The organism is Streptomyces sp. NPDC002825, from assembly GCF_040295385.1.
Classification (GTDB): Bacteria; Actinomycetota; Actinomycetes; order Streptomycetales; family Streptomycetaceae; genus Streptomyces.
On the sequence record NZ_JBEOVH010000021.1, the window covers coordinates 56,317 to 72,169 of the forward strand.

15 protein-coding genes are annotated in these 15,853 nt (G+C 71.8%); 8 read left to right on the forward strand and 7 right to left on the reverse strand.

Translation table 11 applies throughout. The features are described 5' to 3' along the window. Positions 1-36 precede the first annotated feature (36 nt). The 3 genes from ABT041_RS24815 (at position 37) to ABT041_RS24825 (ending at position 3,613) form a co-directional block, all read left to right on the forward strand. Complete coding sequence (locus tag ABT041_RS24815; protein ID WP_351187923.1) at positions 37-1,356, forward strand: copper amine oxidase; 1,320 nt, start codon at positions 37-39, stop codon at positions 1,354-1,356. Between the two features lie 121 nt (positions 1,357-1,477). Next, positions 1,478-2,800 carry a DUF5919 domain-containing protein gene (locus ABT041_RS24820; RefSeq protein ID WP_351187925.1) on the forward strand — a complete coding sequence of 441 codons (1,323 nt, stop codon included), beginning with the start codon at positions 1,478-1,480 and terminating at the stop codon, positions 2,798-2,800. An 87-nt stretch (positions 2,801-2,887) separates the two neighbouring features. After that, positions 2,888-3,613 (forward strand): 3'-5' exonuclease, encoded by a 726-nt coding sequence (locus ABT041_RS24825; protein ID WP_351187927.1) that lies wholly within the window; start codon positions 2,888-2,890, stop codon positions 3,611-3,613. Between the two features lie 14 nt (positions 3,614-3,627). Here ABT041_RS24825 and ABT041_RS24830 read toward each other — a convergent pair whose 3' ends face one another. From ABT041_RS24830 to ABT041_RS24840, 3 genes are all read right to left on the reverse strand, one after another. Next, positions 3,628-5,472, reverse strand: a complete 1,845-nt coding sequence (locus tag ABT041_RS24830; protein WP_351187929.1) for an alpha/beta fold hydrolase — start codon at positions 5,470-5,472, stop codon at positions 3,628-3,630. 296 nt (positions 5,473-5,768) lie between these two features. Further along, the gene (locus ABT041_RS24835; protein WP_351187931.1) at positions 5,769-6,599 is read right to left on the reverse strand and encodes an alpha/beta fold hydrolase; all 831 of its coding nucleotides are present in this window, start codon (positions 6,597-6,599) and stop codon (positions 5,769-5,771) included. A gap of 46 nt (positions 6,600-6,645) precedes the next feature. Then, positions 6,646-7,503 carry a phosphotransferase enzyme family protein gene (locus ABT041_RS24840; RefSeq protein WP_351187933.1) on the reverse strand — a complete coding sequence of 286 codons (858 nt, stop codon included), beginning with the start codon at positions 7,501-7,503 and terminating at the stop codon, positions 6,646-6,648. 185 nt (positions 7,504-7,688) lie between these two features. Here ABT041_RS24840 and ABT041_RS24845 point away from each other — a divergent pair, with 185 nt between their 5' ends. From ABT041_RS24845 to ABT041_RS24865, 5 genes are all read left to right on the forward strand, one after another. Further along, positions 7,689-8,633, forward strand: coding sequence for a carbohydrate ABC transporter permease (locus ABT041_RS24845; RefSeq protein WP_351187935.1), 945 nt, complete (start codon positions 7,689-7,691; stop codon positions 8,631-8,633). Then, complete coding sequence (locus ABT041_RS24850) at positions 8,630-9,472, forward strand: carbohydrate ABC transporter permease (RefSeq protein ID WP_351187937.1); 843 nt, start codon at positions 8,630-8,632, stop codon at positions 9,470-9,472. Before ABT041_RS24845 ends, ABT041_RS24850 begins: the two co-directional genes overlap by 4 nt. Continuing rightward, positions 9,469-10,764, forward strand: a complete 1,296-nt coding sequence (locus ABT041_RS24855) for an ABC transporter substrate-binding protein (protein ID WP_351187939.1) — start codon at positions 9,469-9,471, stop codon at positions 10,762-10,764. Before ABT041_RS24850 ends, ABT041_RS24855 begins: the two co-directional genes overlap by 4 nt. A 139-nt stretch (positions 10,765-10,903) precedes the next feature. Next, positions 10,904-11,458 carry a DUF1697 domain-containing protein gene (locus tag ABT041_RS24860; protein WP_351187941.1) on the forward strand — a complete coding sequence of 185 codons (555 nt, stop codon included), beginning with the start codon at positions 10,904-10,906 and terminating at the stop codon, positions 11,456-11,458. A 73-nt stretch (positions 11,459-11,531) separates the two neighbouring features. Next, positions 11,532-12,158 carry a mycothiol-dependent nitroreductase Rv2466c family protein gene (locus ABT041_RS24865; protein ID WP_351187943.1) on the forward strand — a complete coding sequence of 209 codons (627 nt, stop codon included), beginning with the start codon at positions 11,532-11,534 and terminating at the stop codon, positions 12,156-12,158. On the opposite strand, the gene ABT041_RS24870 is transcribed toward ABT041_RS24865, so the two are convergent. The 4 genes from ABT041_RS24870 to ABT041_RS24885 are packed head-to-tail and all read right to left on the reverse strand — an operon-like array spanning position 12,151 to position 15,730. Further along, complete coding sequence (locus tag ABT041_RS24870; protein WP_351187945.1) at positions 12,151-12,903, reverse strand: sirohydrochlorin chelatase; 753 nt, start codon at positions 12,901-12,903, stop codon at positions 12,151-12,153. The two genes, ABT041_RS24865 and ABT041_RS24870, sit on opposite strands and share 8 nt — an antisense overlap. Before the next feature lie 7 nt (positions 12,904-12,910). Next, positions 12,911-13,804: an ABC transporter permease gene (locus ABT041_RS24875; protein WP_351187947.1), complete on the reverse strand. Its 894-nt coding sequence runs from the start codon at positions 13,802-13,804 to the stop codon at positions 12,911-12,913. Beyond that, entirely contained in the window at positions 13,791-14,585 is a 795-nt protein-coding gene (locus tag ABT041_RS24880; protein WP_351187949.1) for an ABC transporter ATP-binding protein, read from the reverse strand. Before ABT041_RS24880 ends, ABT041_RS24875 begins: the two co-directional genes overlap by 14 nt. A gap of 32 nt (positions 14,586-14,617) precedes the next feature. After that, a complete protein-coding gene (locus ABT041_RS24885; protein WP_351187951.1) occupies positions 14,618-15,730 on the reverse strand; it encodes an aliphatic sulfonate ABC transporter substrate-binding protein in 1,113 nt (370 codons plus the stop codon). Between the last annotated feature and the right edge of the window lie 123 nt (positions 15,731-15,853).

Sequence of the window (15,853 nt, forward strand, 5' to 3'; positions counted from 1 at the left end):
AGCCTCTTCACGACACGTACGAGGGAGCACGTTCCCATGCCCCACCGGACCATTCCGCGCGCCCGCAAGCGGGGCGCCGTCCTGACCGCCGCCGTCCTGCTCGGCACCGCCACGGCCGCCGCCGGACCCGTGGCCACCGCCGCCACCGCCCCGCCCGGCTCGACGAGCCCGGCGCCGGCCAATCCCGACTGCTCCGCCGCGTACCGCATCGCGCAGAAGCTCGACGGCGGCACCACCTGGCGCATGTGCTGGCGCTACGACACCGACGCCGGGCTCACGCTCGACCACGTCACCTACCAGCCGCCCGGCGCCGCCGCGCCCATCAAGGTCCTCAACAGCGCCCGGCTCGCCCAGATCCACGTGCCGTACGACGACGGCGGCGCCGAGTACGACGACCTCACCGGCGCCGGCTTCGGCTGGGGCCTGCAGAACCTGAAGCCGGCCGAATGCCCCGGCGGCACCCTCACCACCGTCAAGGTGGCCGAGGTCGGCGACGTCAAGGGCCTGTGCACCACCACGCGGGCGCGCGGGCACGCGTACCGCATGGCCAGCGACGGCGGCACCAAGGTCTACCAGGCCCAGGCCAAGGACCTGCTCGTCTACACCGTCAACAAGGTCGGCTGGTACGAGTACATCACCGAGTGGCGCTTCACCGCCGACGGCACCATCGGCGCCAACGTCGGGGCCACCGGCAGCCTCTCGCCCGTCGACTACAACGCCACCGACGGCCGCGGCTGGCCCCTCGGCAAGGGCGCCCGCGGCTACGCCACCAGCCACGCCCACAACGTCTTCTGGAAGCTCGACTTCGGACTCGACGGCTCCACCAAGGACCGCATCGAGCAGTTCGACTCCACCGTCACCGCGCCCCCGGCCGGCGGCGGCGGACCGACCGTGAAGACGAAGCGCACCACCGTCACCAAGGAACTCGCCGGCGACGCGAAGAACATGCGCTGGTGGCGGGTGGTCAGCGGCACCGGCAAGAACGCCGACGGCCACGCCCGCTCGTACGAGCTCGTGCCCGGCCACACCGACACCCACGCGGGCCGCGGCTTCACCAAGCACGACGTGTACTTCACCCAGTCCCGCGCCTGCGAGAAGTTCGCGAGCAACAACATCGGCAACTGCGCGGCGGGCGCCGGTGACAGCGTGGACAAGTGGGTCAACGGCGAGACGCTGACCAACCCGTCCGTGTGGGTCAACATCGGGTTCCACCACATAGCCCGGGACGAGGACCAGCAGCCGATGCCGGTCCACTGGCAGGGCTTCCAGCTCGCTCCCAGGGACGTAACCGCTATGAATCCGCTCACTCCGGCCGATCTCGCCTCCCAGAACGGGCAGCCCGATCTGGGGAGTTGAGGAAGCAGCCTGACGATCCTGCTGCACCGCCTCCCGCTCGCGGAGTACCCTTCCTTGATCGTTGTCACATGGTCATCCAGTCCGCCGGAACGGGTGTCCGGGAGCAGAAGGCGGTGCGCGGGTGAGCTCGGGAGGTCTGGAGCTGCCCCCAGGTGACGCGGGTCACGAGGGGGGCCCCGCCGAACCCGCAGAGGCGCCGCCCGGAGCGGTCGCGCCACCGGGCGCGGCCGTCCCTCCGGGCGTCGTCCTGCCGCCGGGCACGGTCGTGCCGCCCGGCACGGTCACCGTCGGCAGGCCCGTGGAGATAGGGGCGGAGCTCGACTGGGGCGCCGAGGCCTGGAGCGAGGTCCGCACCCGGGCCCAGCGCGCCGGCCGGGCCTACATCTGGCTGAACCTGGTCGAGCAGCGGCTGAGGGCCGTGGTCGCCGCGGTCCTGCGACCCGTGTACGAACCGGTGCACGGCGAGGAGTGGGTGGTGGCCGCGGCCGGTCCCGCCGGCCAGGAATGGGTCCAGCGGGCCGTCGCCGTCCGCGAGGTCTCCCGGCGCAAGGGCTACCTGCTCGACCCGGCCGACGACAACGTGCTGAGCTTCCTCACGCTGCCGCAGCTCCGCGAGCTGATGGTGCAGCACTGGCCCTGCTTCGAGCCCTACTTCGATGACCGGCGCGAGGTCGAACTCGCCCTGGACGAGCTGGAGGTCACGCGCAACGTGGTCTCCCGCAACCGGGCGCTCTCGCTGACCGTCCTCGCCCAGTCCGAGCGGGCCTCCGCGCGCATCCTGGAGATCCTGGGCGGCGGGGCCGGCGTCCCGTCCGCCGACCGGCTGCCCGTCGACGCGGTCGAGGACCTCGTCGGCGACCGGTACGCGGACGTCGTCTCCGTCCACCCCGACCGGGTCCGGCTCCAGCGGCAGCTGCCCGCCGAGGACCTCTTCGGCGGGGCCCGTCGCCTCGACGCCACCGGCATAGGCCTGAACCTGCTCGTGCAGAACTTCTCCGGACGCCGCATGGTGCGGCTCGCCGAGTCCGGCTGCCGGACCCGGCTCCTCTTCCTCAACCCGGCGAGCAGCGCCGTGAAGCGGCGCGAGCGCGAACTCGGCCTGAAGAAGGGCGAGCTGAGCCGCTCGGTCGAGATGAACATCCTGCACATGCGCCGGGTCCGCTCGAAGCTGCGCGACCCGGGCGCCTTCCAGATCCACGTCTTCGACGAGACCCCCCGCTTCACCGCCTACCTCGTCGACGGCGACGGGCCGGACGGGGTCGGTGTCGTCCAGTCCTATCTGCGCCGCGCCCGGGGCATGGAGGCCCCGGTCCTCGTCCTGCGCGGCGGCGGACGGAACGTCGTCCGGCACGGGCAGTCCGCCCGTGACGGAGATCACGGACTTTTCGAGACATACCGGGAGGAGTTCGAGTCGGTCTGGCTCGACTCCCGGCCCGTCTCCTGACTCCTCGACGGGGGCAGCCGGAGGCGTTGTCAGTGGTGCGTGCGAGGGTGTTCAGCACCACGGGGGAGATCACGTAAGGAGGACCCGATGGCTTGGCACGGCGACACGCTGGTCGGCTTCGACCTGGAGACGACCGGCACGGAACCGCTGGAGGCCCGTATCGTCACGGCCTCGATCGTCGAGGTCGACGGCGGCGGACAGGTCAGGCAGCGGCGGGACTGGCTCGCCGACCCGGGCATCCGCATCCCGGAGCAGGCCTCCGCGATCCACGGCATCAGCACCGAGCGCGCGGCGGCCGAGGGCCGCCCGGCCCGCGAGGTCGCCGACGAGATCGCGCGGACCCTCGCCGCGTACTGGGAGGACGGCGTCCCGGTCGTCGCGTACAACGCCTCCTTCGACCTCACGCTCCTCGCCGCCGAGCTGCGCCGCCACGGCCTGCCCTCCCTGGAGGAGCGCCTCGGCGGGACGGCCATCGGGCCGGTCGTCGACCCGTACACCATCGACCGGGCCGTCGACCGCTACCGGCGCGGCAAGCGGACCCTGGAAGCGGTCTGCGGGGAGTACGGCGTGGTGCTCGAAGCCGCCCACCAGGCCGCGGCCGACGCGCTCGCCGCCGTCCGGGTCGCCGTCGCGATAGCCGAGCGGCACCCCCAGGTCGCCGCCCTGGACCCGGCCGAGCTGCACGAGCGGCAGATCGGCTGGTACCGGACCTGGGCCGAGAACTTCCAGGACTTCCTGCGCCGCAAGGGCGACGCGGAGGCGGTCGTCGACTCCACGTGGCCCCTGCGCGAGACGGTCGCGGCGGCGGTCTGACGCCGCCGGGCGGATCAGCCGAGCGGCAGCTTCAGGACGGCGGCCACGCCGTCGACGGAGGTGACGGTGGTCGTGCTGCTGTCGATCCCGGCGTCGGTGAGGGCGTCGGAGTAGAGCTGGTCCTTGCTGCCGACCACGAGCATGAGGCGGTGGCCCGGGGCCACGTCGTAGGCCGCGGCCTGGAGCCTCCAGGTGGCCGTGTGGTCCTCACCGGGGGTCAGATCCGTCAGGGTGAGGGGCTCGTGGGTGATGATGCGGGCCGTGTTGTCGGCGCTGACGTCGAAGAGACAGGCCACGAGCGTCGCCGAGGCGACGCTGCTGCGGATGCTGAGCGTGAGCTCGGGGACGCCCCGGACACGGCGGGCGGCACCCGTGGCCGTGGCGTCGAGGGGCGCCGTCGTCCAGACGGCGAGGTGCTGCCGGTCGAACTTGTCCGTGGCGTAGGTCTTCGGATTGCCCTTCCACTCGGCCTGGCCGGTGGCGATGATCGCGTCGACCGCGGTGGCGTCCGTGAGCTCGCCCGCGGTGAACTCCCGCTTCCAGCCGGTCTCCGCCTCCTGGGCGAGGCCGCCATCACGGCTGTCGGAGCCGACGGACGTCAGGAACCAGTCCTCGGTGGACGTGGTGACCTCGGTCCAGGAGGACGCGGGCTCGCGGACGGCGGGCTCGGTGATGACGTTCTGACCGGTCTCCGGGTCGGTCTCGGTCCGGTACGTGAACATGATCTGGCTGTTGACCGCGGGCCACTCGGGCACGCCGTCGGAGGCGCCCAGCACATGGTGGTCGAGCCAGGCGAAGGCCTCCTCGACGGGCAGGTTCGGCCCGCTCCACGGGATCGAGAGACCGGCGCCCTCGGGAGCGGCGTGGTCACCGATCCACAGGTTCAGATGCTTGGGCACGGTCAGCCGCTCGAAGTGCTCGCCGACCTGGTTGACCGGGAAGAGCGTCTCGTGCCAGGTGTTCGAGAAGAACGTGGGGATGTCCCGGTCGTTGGTCTCCTCGGTGTACGCGGACGGCGCGCGCTCGGTGCCCCAGGCCACCACGCGGTCGAGGTTCCGTCCGGCCCTGAAGTCCGCCAGGATCTCCCGGGTGTCCGCGTCGAACTTCCGCTCCTCGGGGCCGCCGGTGAAGTTCACCAGGGCTTCCACGGCCGCCAGGTGCCGGGTGCCGTTGTCGTAGAGGCTCGTGGCGAGATTGCCCCAGGTGCTGAACGCGACGACCGCGTCGACGCGGTCGTCCGGGTCGTGCGCCGCGACGAGCTGGCTGATGCCGGAGCCGTACGACTCGCCGAGGAAGGCGATCTTGCTCGGGGAGAGGTGCTGCTGCGCGTAGTCGATGACCGTGGAGCCGTCGAGCCGGTCCTTCGGGCCGGCGACGTCGACCGTGCCGCCTGAGGTGAAGAACGCGTCGTGGTAGCCGCCGCCGATCAGCGGGAACGTCAGGCCGATGCCGCGCGGGGTGTACGCCAGGACGTGGTAGCCGCGCAGCGCCAGCTGGAGGTACGCGTACGCGAAGATCGTCCAGCCGAGCGGGGTCCAGCCCGCCGGCACGATCACCACCGGGCGGGGTTCGTCACCGTGGAGCTTGATCGTGAACGCCGACAGCTCCACACCGTGCGAGGCGATCGTCGGGAATCCCAAGGTCGCCCTCGCCTGCACCTGCTCCGTCAGCTGCCGGAGTTCGGGGGTCAGCAGGGCGCTGTCGGCCTCGCCCTTGAGCGTGGCGACCAGCGCCTGGGCCAGGTTGACGGCGTCCGGGTCGAGCTCGGTGGCGGAGGCGTAGATGCCGTGTTCGGCGAGCCGGGCCACCTGGGCGGGGGTTACCGCGCTGATCTCGTTGTCGTCCTGAGGGTTGCTCACGAAGCCGTCCTCTTCACTGTGGCCGACCAGCCGGCCGGCGCCGGATACCGGGACGTCTTCGCCCCGCGGGCCGGAGGGCACGCGGGGCGAAGACGTCGGCATCGTTCCAGCTCAGAAGGCACGTCGGCGTGGAAACCGGACACGGCTCCCGCTCCCCGTGACGGGGGCGGACTCACTCTCCAGGCGGGTTTGAACCCGCCCTCCGCCGGCGCCGTCCATGGAAACGGTCACCTTTCGCCGGCCGCCCGACGGAAGCGGTCACCCGGGATCAGCGACGATCGACCGGAACCGGCCCTTCAGGAGTTCTCCTTGAGGAAGGAGAGCAGCAGCTCGTTGACCTTCTCCGGCTGGTCCAGCTGGAGCCAGTGGCCCGCGTCCTCGACCCGCTCGTAGCGCCAGGAGCCGGCGACGTACTCGCCCGTCCCGGACATCGAGCGCTCGGTGAGGAAACGGTCGCCGGTCGACCACACGCCCATCACCGGGACCGTCTCCGGCAGCGGCACCGCCGGCGGCTCGGGTCCGAACTGGACCTCCGCCGGCAGGCCCGCGCGGTAGATGTCGAGCGCGGCCGTCAGCGCGCCCGGCGCGCGCAGCGTCTCGATCACGTCCTCCGCGTCCGGGTGCTCACCCAGCATGTCCCGCAGGTTCGCGAAGTCGTCCCGCGTCAGCCAGTCCTCGGCGACCCCGGCCAGCTGGAACAGCAGCATGTACCAGGAGCGCTGCTTCTGCTCCCAGCCCGCCGACCGGATCGACGCCAGATGGCCCACGGACAGGATGCTCAGGCTCCGCACCCGGTCCGGGAAGAACTGGGTCAGGGCCTGCGCGATGCCCGAACCCCAGTCGTGGCCCACGACATGGACCCGGTCGAGGTCGAGCCGCCCCAGGAGCTCGACGAGGTCGCCGACGTGCTTGCCCGGGTGGTACGCCGCCGGACCGCCCTCGGGACGGTCCGAGGCGCCGAAGCCGCGCAGCGTGGGGGCGACCGTACGGAAACCCGCCGCGTTCAGCGCCGGAACCTGGTGCCGCCACAGCTGATGGCTGTCGGGGAAGCCGTGCACGAGCAGCACGGCCGGTCCCTCCCCGCTCACCTCGACGTCGAGGGTCACCTCGGACAGTTCGACACGCATCTCAACACCCCGTTCGTTACCGGCCGGTTCGACGGGGAACATGATGTCAGAAGGGGTACCAGCGCACCTCGGGGTCGCCGTCCCGCAGCGAGGCCACCCGCCGCTCGAACTCGGCGAGCGCCTTCGGGTTCGTCGGCGCGTGCTGGGCCACCCACGCGCAGCTCGCGGTCTCCCGCGCCCCCCGCAGCACCGCGCACCCCTCCCACTCCCGGACGTCCCAGCCGTACGCCTCGGTGAAGGCCTCGTACGCCGCCGGGTCCAGGCCGTACCGGTCCCGGGAGAGGGCAAGGACCACCAGGTCGTGCTCGCGCAGGTCCGAGGAGAAGGTCTCCAGGTCCACCAGGACCGGGCCGTCCGGGCCCACGTGCACGTTCCGCGGGAGGGCGTCCCCGTGGATCGGTCCCGGCGTCAGACGCGGTGTGAGCGCGGCGGCCGCCGGGGCGAAGGAGTCGCGCCGCTCCCGCAGGAAGGCCGCGTCCGCCGGGTCGATCGCGTCCCCCGCGAGCCGCAGCCACCGCTCGACCCCGCCGAGCAGCTCACGGCGCGGGAGCGTGAACCCGGCCGGCTCGGGCAGCGCGTGGACGGTCCGGAGCAGCGGGGCGAGATCACGGGGCTCCGTGGGCCGCACGGCCTCCGGCAGTCGGTGCCAGACGGTCACCGGATGCCCGTCCACCAGGCGCGGCTTCTCCTCGGCGGCCCGGACCGCCGGGACCCCGGCGGCTTCCAGCCAGGAGGCCAGCGCGAGCTCCCGCCCGGCCCGCTCGATCAGCTCCGCGTCCCGGCCCACCTTCACCACCAGATCGCCCAGGGCGAAGACCGCGTTCTCGCCCAGGGCGAGCAGCCGCGCACCCGCGACCGGCAGCCCCGCCCCGCCCAGGATCTCCCGTGCCCGCGCCTCGTCCATCGACCTCTCCCTCACCCATGTCTTTGCGCCAAAGTCTCCCATCCGCGCAGCTCACCGCGCCCGTCGCCTTGACGGGCCGACGCACCGTCAGCACCATGGCGGGATTCCGGACGGCGGCAGCAGCGGTGTGGACGGGGGCGGATCGTGAGTGCGGTGACCGCGAGCGAGCGGCCGGGGGCCCCTCGATGAGCTCAGTGACCACGGTCAAGCGGCCCGGCCGGGCGCGCACACCCCGCGGCGCCCCCGCGGCACGGCCGCGCGGCCCCGACCTCGGCGCCTGGTTCCTGGTGCTCCCGGCGCTCCTGCCGATCCTCGTGCTCAGCGTCGGACCGCTCCTCTACGGCATCGCGCTCGCCTTCACCGACGCCCAGTCCGGCCGCACCCAGGCCACCCGGTGGGTCGGCACCCTCAACTTCCAGGACCTGCTGCACGACACCCTCTTCTGGGAGTCCTTCCGCATCGGCGTCGTCTGGGCCGTCGGAGTGACGGTCCCCCAGTTCCTGCTCGCCCTCGGCCTCGCCCTCCTGCTCGACCAGAACCTCCGCTTCCGCTGGCTGGCGCGGGCCCTCGCCATCGTCCCCTGGGCGATGCCCGAGGTCGTCGTCGGCATCATGTGGCGGCTCGTCTACAACCCCGACGCCGGCATCCTCAACGAGACCCTCCGGAACCTGGGCCTCGGCGAGGGCCACGACTGGCTCTCCGGGCTCGCCACCGCCCTCCCCGCCGTCATCGTCGTCGGCGTCTGGGCCGGGATGCCGCAGACCACCGTCGCCCTGCTCGCCGGGCTCCAGAACACCCCGCGCGAACTCCACGAGGCCGCCGCCCTCGACGGCGCCGGCGCCTGGCGCCGCTTCCGCGCCGTCACCTGGCCGGCGCTCCGGCCGGTGGCCCTCGCCATCACCGCCCTCAACCTCATCTGGAACTTCAACTCCTTCGCCCTGGTCTACGTCCTGACCAACGGCGGACCGGGCGGCCGGACCCGGCTCCCCATGCTCTTCGCCTACGAAGAGGCCTTCCGCTACGGACAGTTCGGCTACGCCGCCGCGATGGGCTGCGTGATGGTCGCCGCCGTCTCGGTGCTCATCGCCCTCTCCCTCGTACGCCGTCTGAAAGGGGACCAGGACCGGTGAGCGCCCTCCGGACGAGCGGGCCCGCGCGGGCAGGCCAGTACCTGGCCCTCCTCGCGTACCTGGTCTTCCTCGCCTTCCCCTTCCTCTGGCTGCTGTCCACCGCCTTCAAACCCGCCCCCGAACTGGCCTCGCTCCACCCCACCTGGATCCCGGAGGACCCCACCCTCGACAACTTCCGGCAGGCCTTCGCCGAGCAGCCGCTGCTCAGGGCCGCCGCGAACAGCCTGCTCGCCGCCGTCCTTGCCGCCGTGACCGCGGTGGCCGTCGCGACCCCGCTCGCCTATGTGACGGCCCGCCACCGCGGCAGGCTCGCCGGGGCCGCCACCGGCTGGGTGGTGATCAGCCAGGCGTTCCCCTTCGTCCTCGTGATCATCCCGCTCTTCCTCGTCCTCAAGAACCTGCACCTGATCAACAGCGTCCCCGGGCTCGTCCTGGTGTACGTGGTGTGGTCGCTGCCCTTCGCCCTCTGGATGCTCATGGGGTACGTCAGGGCCGTCCCGGCCGAACTGGAGGAGGCCGCGGCCGTCGACGGCGCCGGCCGGATCCGTACCCTCGTCTCGGTCACCGCCCCGCTCCTCGCCCCGGGCATCGTCGCCACCGCCCTCTTCGCCTTCGTCACCGCCTGGAACGAGTTCTTCTTCGCCCTCGTCCTGCTCAAGTCCCCCGAGAAGCAGACCCTGCCGGTCGTCCTCACCCACTTCCTCGGCGCCGAGGGCGTCGCCGACCTCGGCCCGCTCGCCGCCGCGGCCTTCCTCGCCACCCTGCCGTCCCTCCTCGTCTTCGGAGTCCTGCAGAGACGGATCACCGGCGGGATGTTCACCGGGGCGGTGAAGTCATGAGACGGATCCTCGCCCTCGCCGCCTCGCTCGCCCTGCTCCTCACCGGCTGCGCCGCGGGCGGCGACGGTCCCGACGACGACGGTGTCGTACGGCTCCGCTTCCAGTCCCTCGCCTGGCAGAAGGAGTCCGTCGACGCCAACCGGCAGCTGGTGAAGGAGTGGAACGCCGCCCACCCCGGCATCCGGGTCGAGTACGTCCAGGGCAGCTGGGACTCCGTCCACGACCAGCTCCTCACCTCCTTCGAGGGCGGCGAGGCACCCGACATCATCCACGACGCCTCCGACGACCTGGCCGACTTCGCGTACGGCGGCCACCTCGCCGACCTGCGCCCCCTCCTCTCCGAGCGGCTGCGCGCCGACATCCCGGCCCGCGGCTGGGAGACCACCACCTTCGGCGAGGGCGTCTACGGCGTGCCGTTCCTCCAGGAGCCGCGCGTCCTCATCGCCAACCGGAAGATCCTGGAGTCCTCCGGAGTCCGCGTCCCCACCCCGGACGACCCCTGGAGCTGGACCGAGTTCCGGCAGATCGCCCAGGACCTCACCCGCACCATGGGCAGCGGCCGTCACGCGGTCGCCTGGCCCCTCAAGGAGCCCGTCTCCGTCAGCCTCAACCTCGGGGTCTCGGCCGGCGGCCGGCTCTTCCACCGGGACCCCGACGGCCGGGTGACCGTCGACTTCACCGAGGCCGACGGCATCGTCCCCGGCACCATTCACGACCTGGTCGTCACCGACCGGACGGCCCCCCGCACCACGCTCGGCAGTGGCGGCTCCGACACCCTGCCCGGCTTCTTCGCCGGCAAGTACGCCATGGTCCCCCTGGGGTTCGCCTACCGCCAGCAGATCGCGCAGCAGGCGCCCAAGGACTTCGAGTGGACGGTACTGCCCGCGCCCGTCGGCGCCGAAGGGCTCGCCCAGGGCGTCTCCCCGCAGACCCTCTCGATCGCCGCGGACAGCCCCCACAAGAAGGAGGCGGCCCAGTTCCTCGACTTCTTCCTGCGCCCGGCGAACATGGTGCGGCTCGCGCGCGGCGACTGGATGCTGCCCACCGGCACGGCCGCGCTCGCCGATCCCTCCCTGCACACCGCCCGGGACGGCTGGGCGACCGGCGCGGCGGTGGCCGAACACCTGCGGCCCGCGCCCGCCCAGTCGGTGCGCGGCTACCCCGAATGGAAGGACAAGGTGGCGACCCCGGCCTTCCAGGAGTACTACAGCGGCGCCATCGACGGCGCCGAACTCCGCAGACGCCTCGTCGAGGACGGCAACCGGGTCCTCGCCCGCTATCAGCGCAGATGACGGATTCGCGATTACGAAACCTTGTTGAATAAGTCACAGATGGGTGAAGGGTCTTCTCCGGAACCCCCGCATCCGACAGTGTTCGAACCGGCCACCGCGCCGCCCCCCACGCGGCACGGTGGCCGACTAGATTGAGCCCATGACGAAGACCTATGTGGCCCTGCTCCGCGGCATCAACGTGAGCGGGCACCGCAAGGTCCCCATGGCCGAACTCCGCAAGCTCCTCGGAGAACTCGGGCACACGGACGTCCGCACCTACCTCCAGAGCGGGAACGCCGTCTTCACCACCGGCTCCGGCGCCGGCGAGGACGAGCTCAGGGCCTCGCTCGAAGACGCCATCGAGGAGCGATTCGGCTTCCGCGTCGACTGCCTCGTCCGCGACGCCGACTACCTCGCCGCCGTCGCCGACGCCTGCCCCTTCCCGGCCGCCGAACTCGAAGGCAAGCAGCTCCACGCCATCTACTACTCGGAGGCCGCCGACCCCGAGCGCTTCGCCTCGATCGACCGCGAGGCCCACCTCCCCGAGGACTTCGCCCTGGGCGACCGCGTGCTGTACCTCTACACCCCCGAAGGCCTCGGGAAGTCCAAGCTGGGCGAGGCGGTCTCCCGCCCGTCCGTGGTGAAGGGCCTCGTCGCCACCGGCCGGAACTGGAACACGGTCGTCAGGCTCATCGAGATGGCGCGGGGCGACTGACCCCCAAGTGGCCCAGTCGAAAGGACGGGGAATGGCCCGTGGCAGCGGGCCAACTCTTGGCTAGATTGAACGTATGACGACCGCAGAGACCACGCCCCGCCCCACCGTCGACTTCTACTTCGACCCCGCCTGCCCCTTCGCCTGGATCGCCTCCCGCTGGATCCTGGAGGTCGAGGCCCACCGGGACATCGACCTCCGCTTCAAGGTCATGAGCCTGTACGTCCACAACGAGGGCAACACCCTGCCCGACTCGTACCGCGAGTTCGTCGACGCCTCCATCGGCCCGGTCCGGGTGGCCGTGGCCGCCGCCGCACAGCACGGCGAGGAGATCCTGCGCCCGCTCTACACCGCGTACGGCACCCGCATCCACGAGAAGAAGCAGACGGACCTCGACGCCGTCATCGCCGAATCGCTCAACGAGCTCGGCCTCCCGCCGGAGCTCGCGGCCGCCGCCCACGACCCGGCCTACGACGAGGCGGTCCGCCGCAGCCACGACGCGGGCAAGGACCCCGCGGCGGACGGCTACGTCGGCACCCCGACGATCCACGTCGACGGCACCGTCTGGTTCGGCCCGGTCCTGCGGGCGATCCCCCGCGGCGAGAAGGCGGCCGAACTCTTCGACGGCTTCCGGGTCCTCGCCAACCACCCCGACCTGTTCGAACTCAAGCGCACCCGCACGGGCGGGCTCGACTTCAGCTAGCGAGTCCGGTCCTGGCGGCGGGGCGACGGGCCGCGTGGGCGCCGTCGTACCGCTCCAGGAGGAGCCGGGCCAGTTCGGGGGAGGGGCCCAGGACGTCCGCCAGGACGTCGGCCTCGGCCGCGCCCGTCGCGATGCGGTCCGGGAGACGGCCCGGGGCGATCACGTACGGGGCCACCGCCACCCGCCGGACGCCCGGCTCGGCGCGGAGCGCCCGTACCGCGTCCTCCGTACGGGGGAGTGCAGCGGAGGCGAACGCGGGCCGCACGGAGCACCAACCGGTGCGCCGCAGCTCCCGCGCCGTTTCTGCGATCACCGCGATCGCCTCCGGGTCTGTGGAGCCCGCCGAGGCCAGGACGACCCCGGTCGCGCTCTTGTCGCCGGGCGCGAGCCCGGCCTCGTACAACCGCCGCTCCACCGCCGCGATCAGCAGCGGCGAAGGGCCCAGGACCTCCGCCTGACGGATGTTCAGGGACGGCGGCGCCTGGCGCAGCACGGCGGGGATGTCGGCCTTCGCGTGGAAGGCGCGGGTCAGGAGGAGCGGCAGCGCCACGACCTCCCGGACCCCGTCCGCCGCGAGCCGGTCGAGCACCCCCGGCACCGAGGGCAGGTTGAAGTCCAGGAACGCCGTCTCCACGCGCAGCCCCGGCCGCAGCGCACCGGTCCGGCGCACCAGCGCCTGGACGGTCGCCGCGTGCCGCGGATCGCGGCTGCCGTGGGCGATCACGAGGAGGACAGGGCGGTTCATGGTCTGGTCAGCCCTTCGCCAGGAGGCCGCGGCGGCGCAGGACCGCGCGCTCCAGAGGGCTGAAGATGAGCAGGTCGATGGCGATGCCGACGATCAGGATCAGGATGATCGCCAGGAAGATCCCGGCCATGTCGATGTTGTTGCGGCCGTTCTCCAGGAGCTGGCCGAGGCCGAGACCCAGGTCCGGCGAGGAGGCGATGATCTCCGCGGCCATCAGCGAGCGCCAGGAGAACGCCCAGCCCTGCTTGAGGCCCGCGAGGTAGCCGGGGAGCGCGGCCGGCATCACGATGTGCCAGGCGCCCCTGAGTCCCGTCGCGCCGAGCGTCTGGCCTGCCCGCAGGAAGAGCGGCGGGACCTGGTCGACGCCGGCGACGAGGCCGTTGGCGATCGAGGGGACGGCGCCGAGCAGGATCACCGCGTACATCATGCTGTCGTTGAGGCCGAGCCACAGGACGGCCGGGGCGACCCAGGCCACCGAGGGCAGCGACTGGAGACCCGCGAGGATCGGGCCGATAGCCGCGCGCACGAACTTCACGCGGGAGACGAGCAGACCCAGCGGGGTGCCGATGGCGAGCGCCAGGAGGAAGCCGAAGAGGGCCCGGGAGATGCTGGTCCAGAGGACCTGGAGGAGCGTGCCCTCCAGCCACATCGTGGTCAGGCTGTCCCACACCGCGGACGGGGCGGGCAGCTTGTAGTCGTCCGTCACCTTCAGGGTGACGAGCAGCTGCCAGACCACCAGGACGAGCAGGACGGCGACGACCGGCGGCAGCACCTTCTTGACCAGCACCTGGCGGACCGGGAGCCGCGAGACGTTCACGGTGTCGAGGGCGTCCAGGCCCGCTTCGAGACCGGCGAGGTCGTCGGGGTGCTGTGTCTTCGGTGTGGTGTCAGTGCTGGCCATGACGGCGGATCTCCCCACGCAGGTGCTCGGTGATCTCGAGGGACAGCTCCGCGACGGCGGCGTCCTCGATGCGGCGCGGCTGAGGGATGTCGATCTTCCACTCGTGCGCGATCCGGCCGGGCCGGGACGAGAGGAGGACGACGCGCTCGGCAAGCCGCACGGCCTCGCGCACGTTGTGGGTGACGAAGAGCACCGACAGTTTCGTCTCCCGCCAGATCCGGGTCAGCTCGTCGTGCAGCACGTCCCGGGTGATGGCGTCGAGCGCGGCGAACGGCTCGTCCATCAGGAGCAGGTCGCTGTCCTGGGCGAGCGCGCGGGCCAGCGCGACCCGCTGGCGCATGCCGCCGGACAGCTCGTGGACCCGCTTGTCGTACGAGCCGCCGAGCCGGACGAGGGCGAGGAGGCGCTCGGCCTCCTCGCGCCGCTCGGCCTTGGGCACCCCGCGCAGCCGCAGGGCCAGTTCGATGTTCTTTCCCGCGGTGAGCCACGGGAAGAGGGCGTGCTCCTGGAACATCAGGGCCGGCCGGCCGCCGGGGGTCTCGATGGACCCCGCGGACGGCCGGTCGAGCCCGGCGACCAGGTTGAGCAGCGTGGACTTGCCGCAGCCCGAGGCGCCCAGGAGGGTGACGAACTCGCCGGGGGCGACATCGAGCGAGATGTCGTCGAGGACGAGCTGCCCGCCGGCGGGTCCGGCGAAGGACTTGGAGACGTGCTCGATGCGGGCGGCATGGGTCACCGCCGCACGGTCCTCGGCCTTGGCGAGGGTCGCGGTCGTGGCCATGGTCGTCACCTCCTGGGATCAGCTGCGGGCTGTTACTTCGCGCCGAGACCGGCGTCGGAGACCTCGGGCTGACCCGCGGCCTTCAGGACCTTGTTGAGCGGCTTCAGGTCGTAGATGCCGGACAGCTCGGGCTGCTTCAGGAGACCGGCCTTCACCGCGTGGTCGGCCTGGGCCTGCAGGGTGGCCGCCAGCGGGTCGTCGGTGAACTGGATGGACGGCCACGCGGCGTCGATCACCTTGGCACCCAGGGCCTTGCCCGAGAGGGCCTTCAGCTTGGCGTTGGCCGAGGCCTTCGCCTTGTCCTGGTTGGCGTTGATCCACTCGTTGGTCTTCACCGAACCGCGCAGGAACGCCTCGACGACGTCCGGGTGCTCCGTCAGGAACTTCTGCGACACGATGATGTTCGTGATGACGAACTTCTTGTCCGGCCACAGGTCGGACTCGTCGAGCAGCACCTTCGCGCCCTCGCTGACCAGCTTCGACGCGGTCGGCTCGGGCACCCAGGCGCCGTCGATGGCGCCGGAGGAGTAGGCGTTCGGGGTGACCTTGTTGTCCGTGCGGACCACGGAGACGTCGCCCTTGCCGCTCTGGGCGTCGACCTTCCAGCCCTTCTCGGAGATCCAGTTGAGGAAGGCCACGTCCTGCGTGTTGCCGAGCTGCGGGGTGGCGATCTTCTTGCCCTTGAGGTCGTCCAGGGTCTTGATCTTCGCCGGGTTCACCACGAGCTTCACGCCGCCGGAGGCGGCGCCGCCGACGATGCGGAGGTTGGTGCCCTTGGTCTTGACGTAACCGTTGATGGACGGCGAGGGGCCGATGAAGCCGATGTCGATGGAGCCGGCGTTCAGCGCCTCGATCTCGGACGGGCCGGCGTTGAAGGTGGTGGGGACCAGCTTGGTGCCGCCCAGCTCCTTCTGGAGGATGCCCTCCTGGTCGCCCACCAGCGCGGTGGCGTGCGTGAGGTTGGGGAAGTACCCGAGCCGTACGGTGTCGGCGGAGAGCTTGTCGCCCTCGGCGGCCACCTTCTTCGTGTCGTCGTTCTTGGCCTCGGAGCCGTAGCCGCAGGAGGCGAGTGCGCCGATCAGCAGCGGCAGGGCAACGGCGGCGGCCAGACCGCGGCGCAGGGTGGTTCGGGTGGTGGCAGGCACGGGTGGTGTTCCCCTCGGTTCAACTTCTCAGCGAAGTCTGCGTCTATGTCTTTCGGGGTGGAGCGGGTGGAGCCGGCTCGTACCGCTCGGGCGGCACAGCGAGGTCAGCACGCACATCGCGCG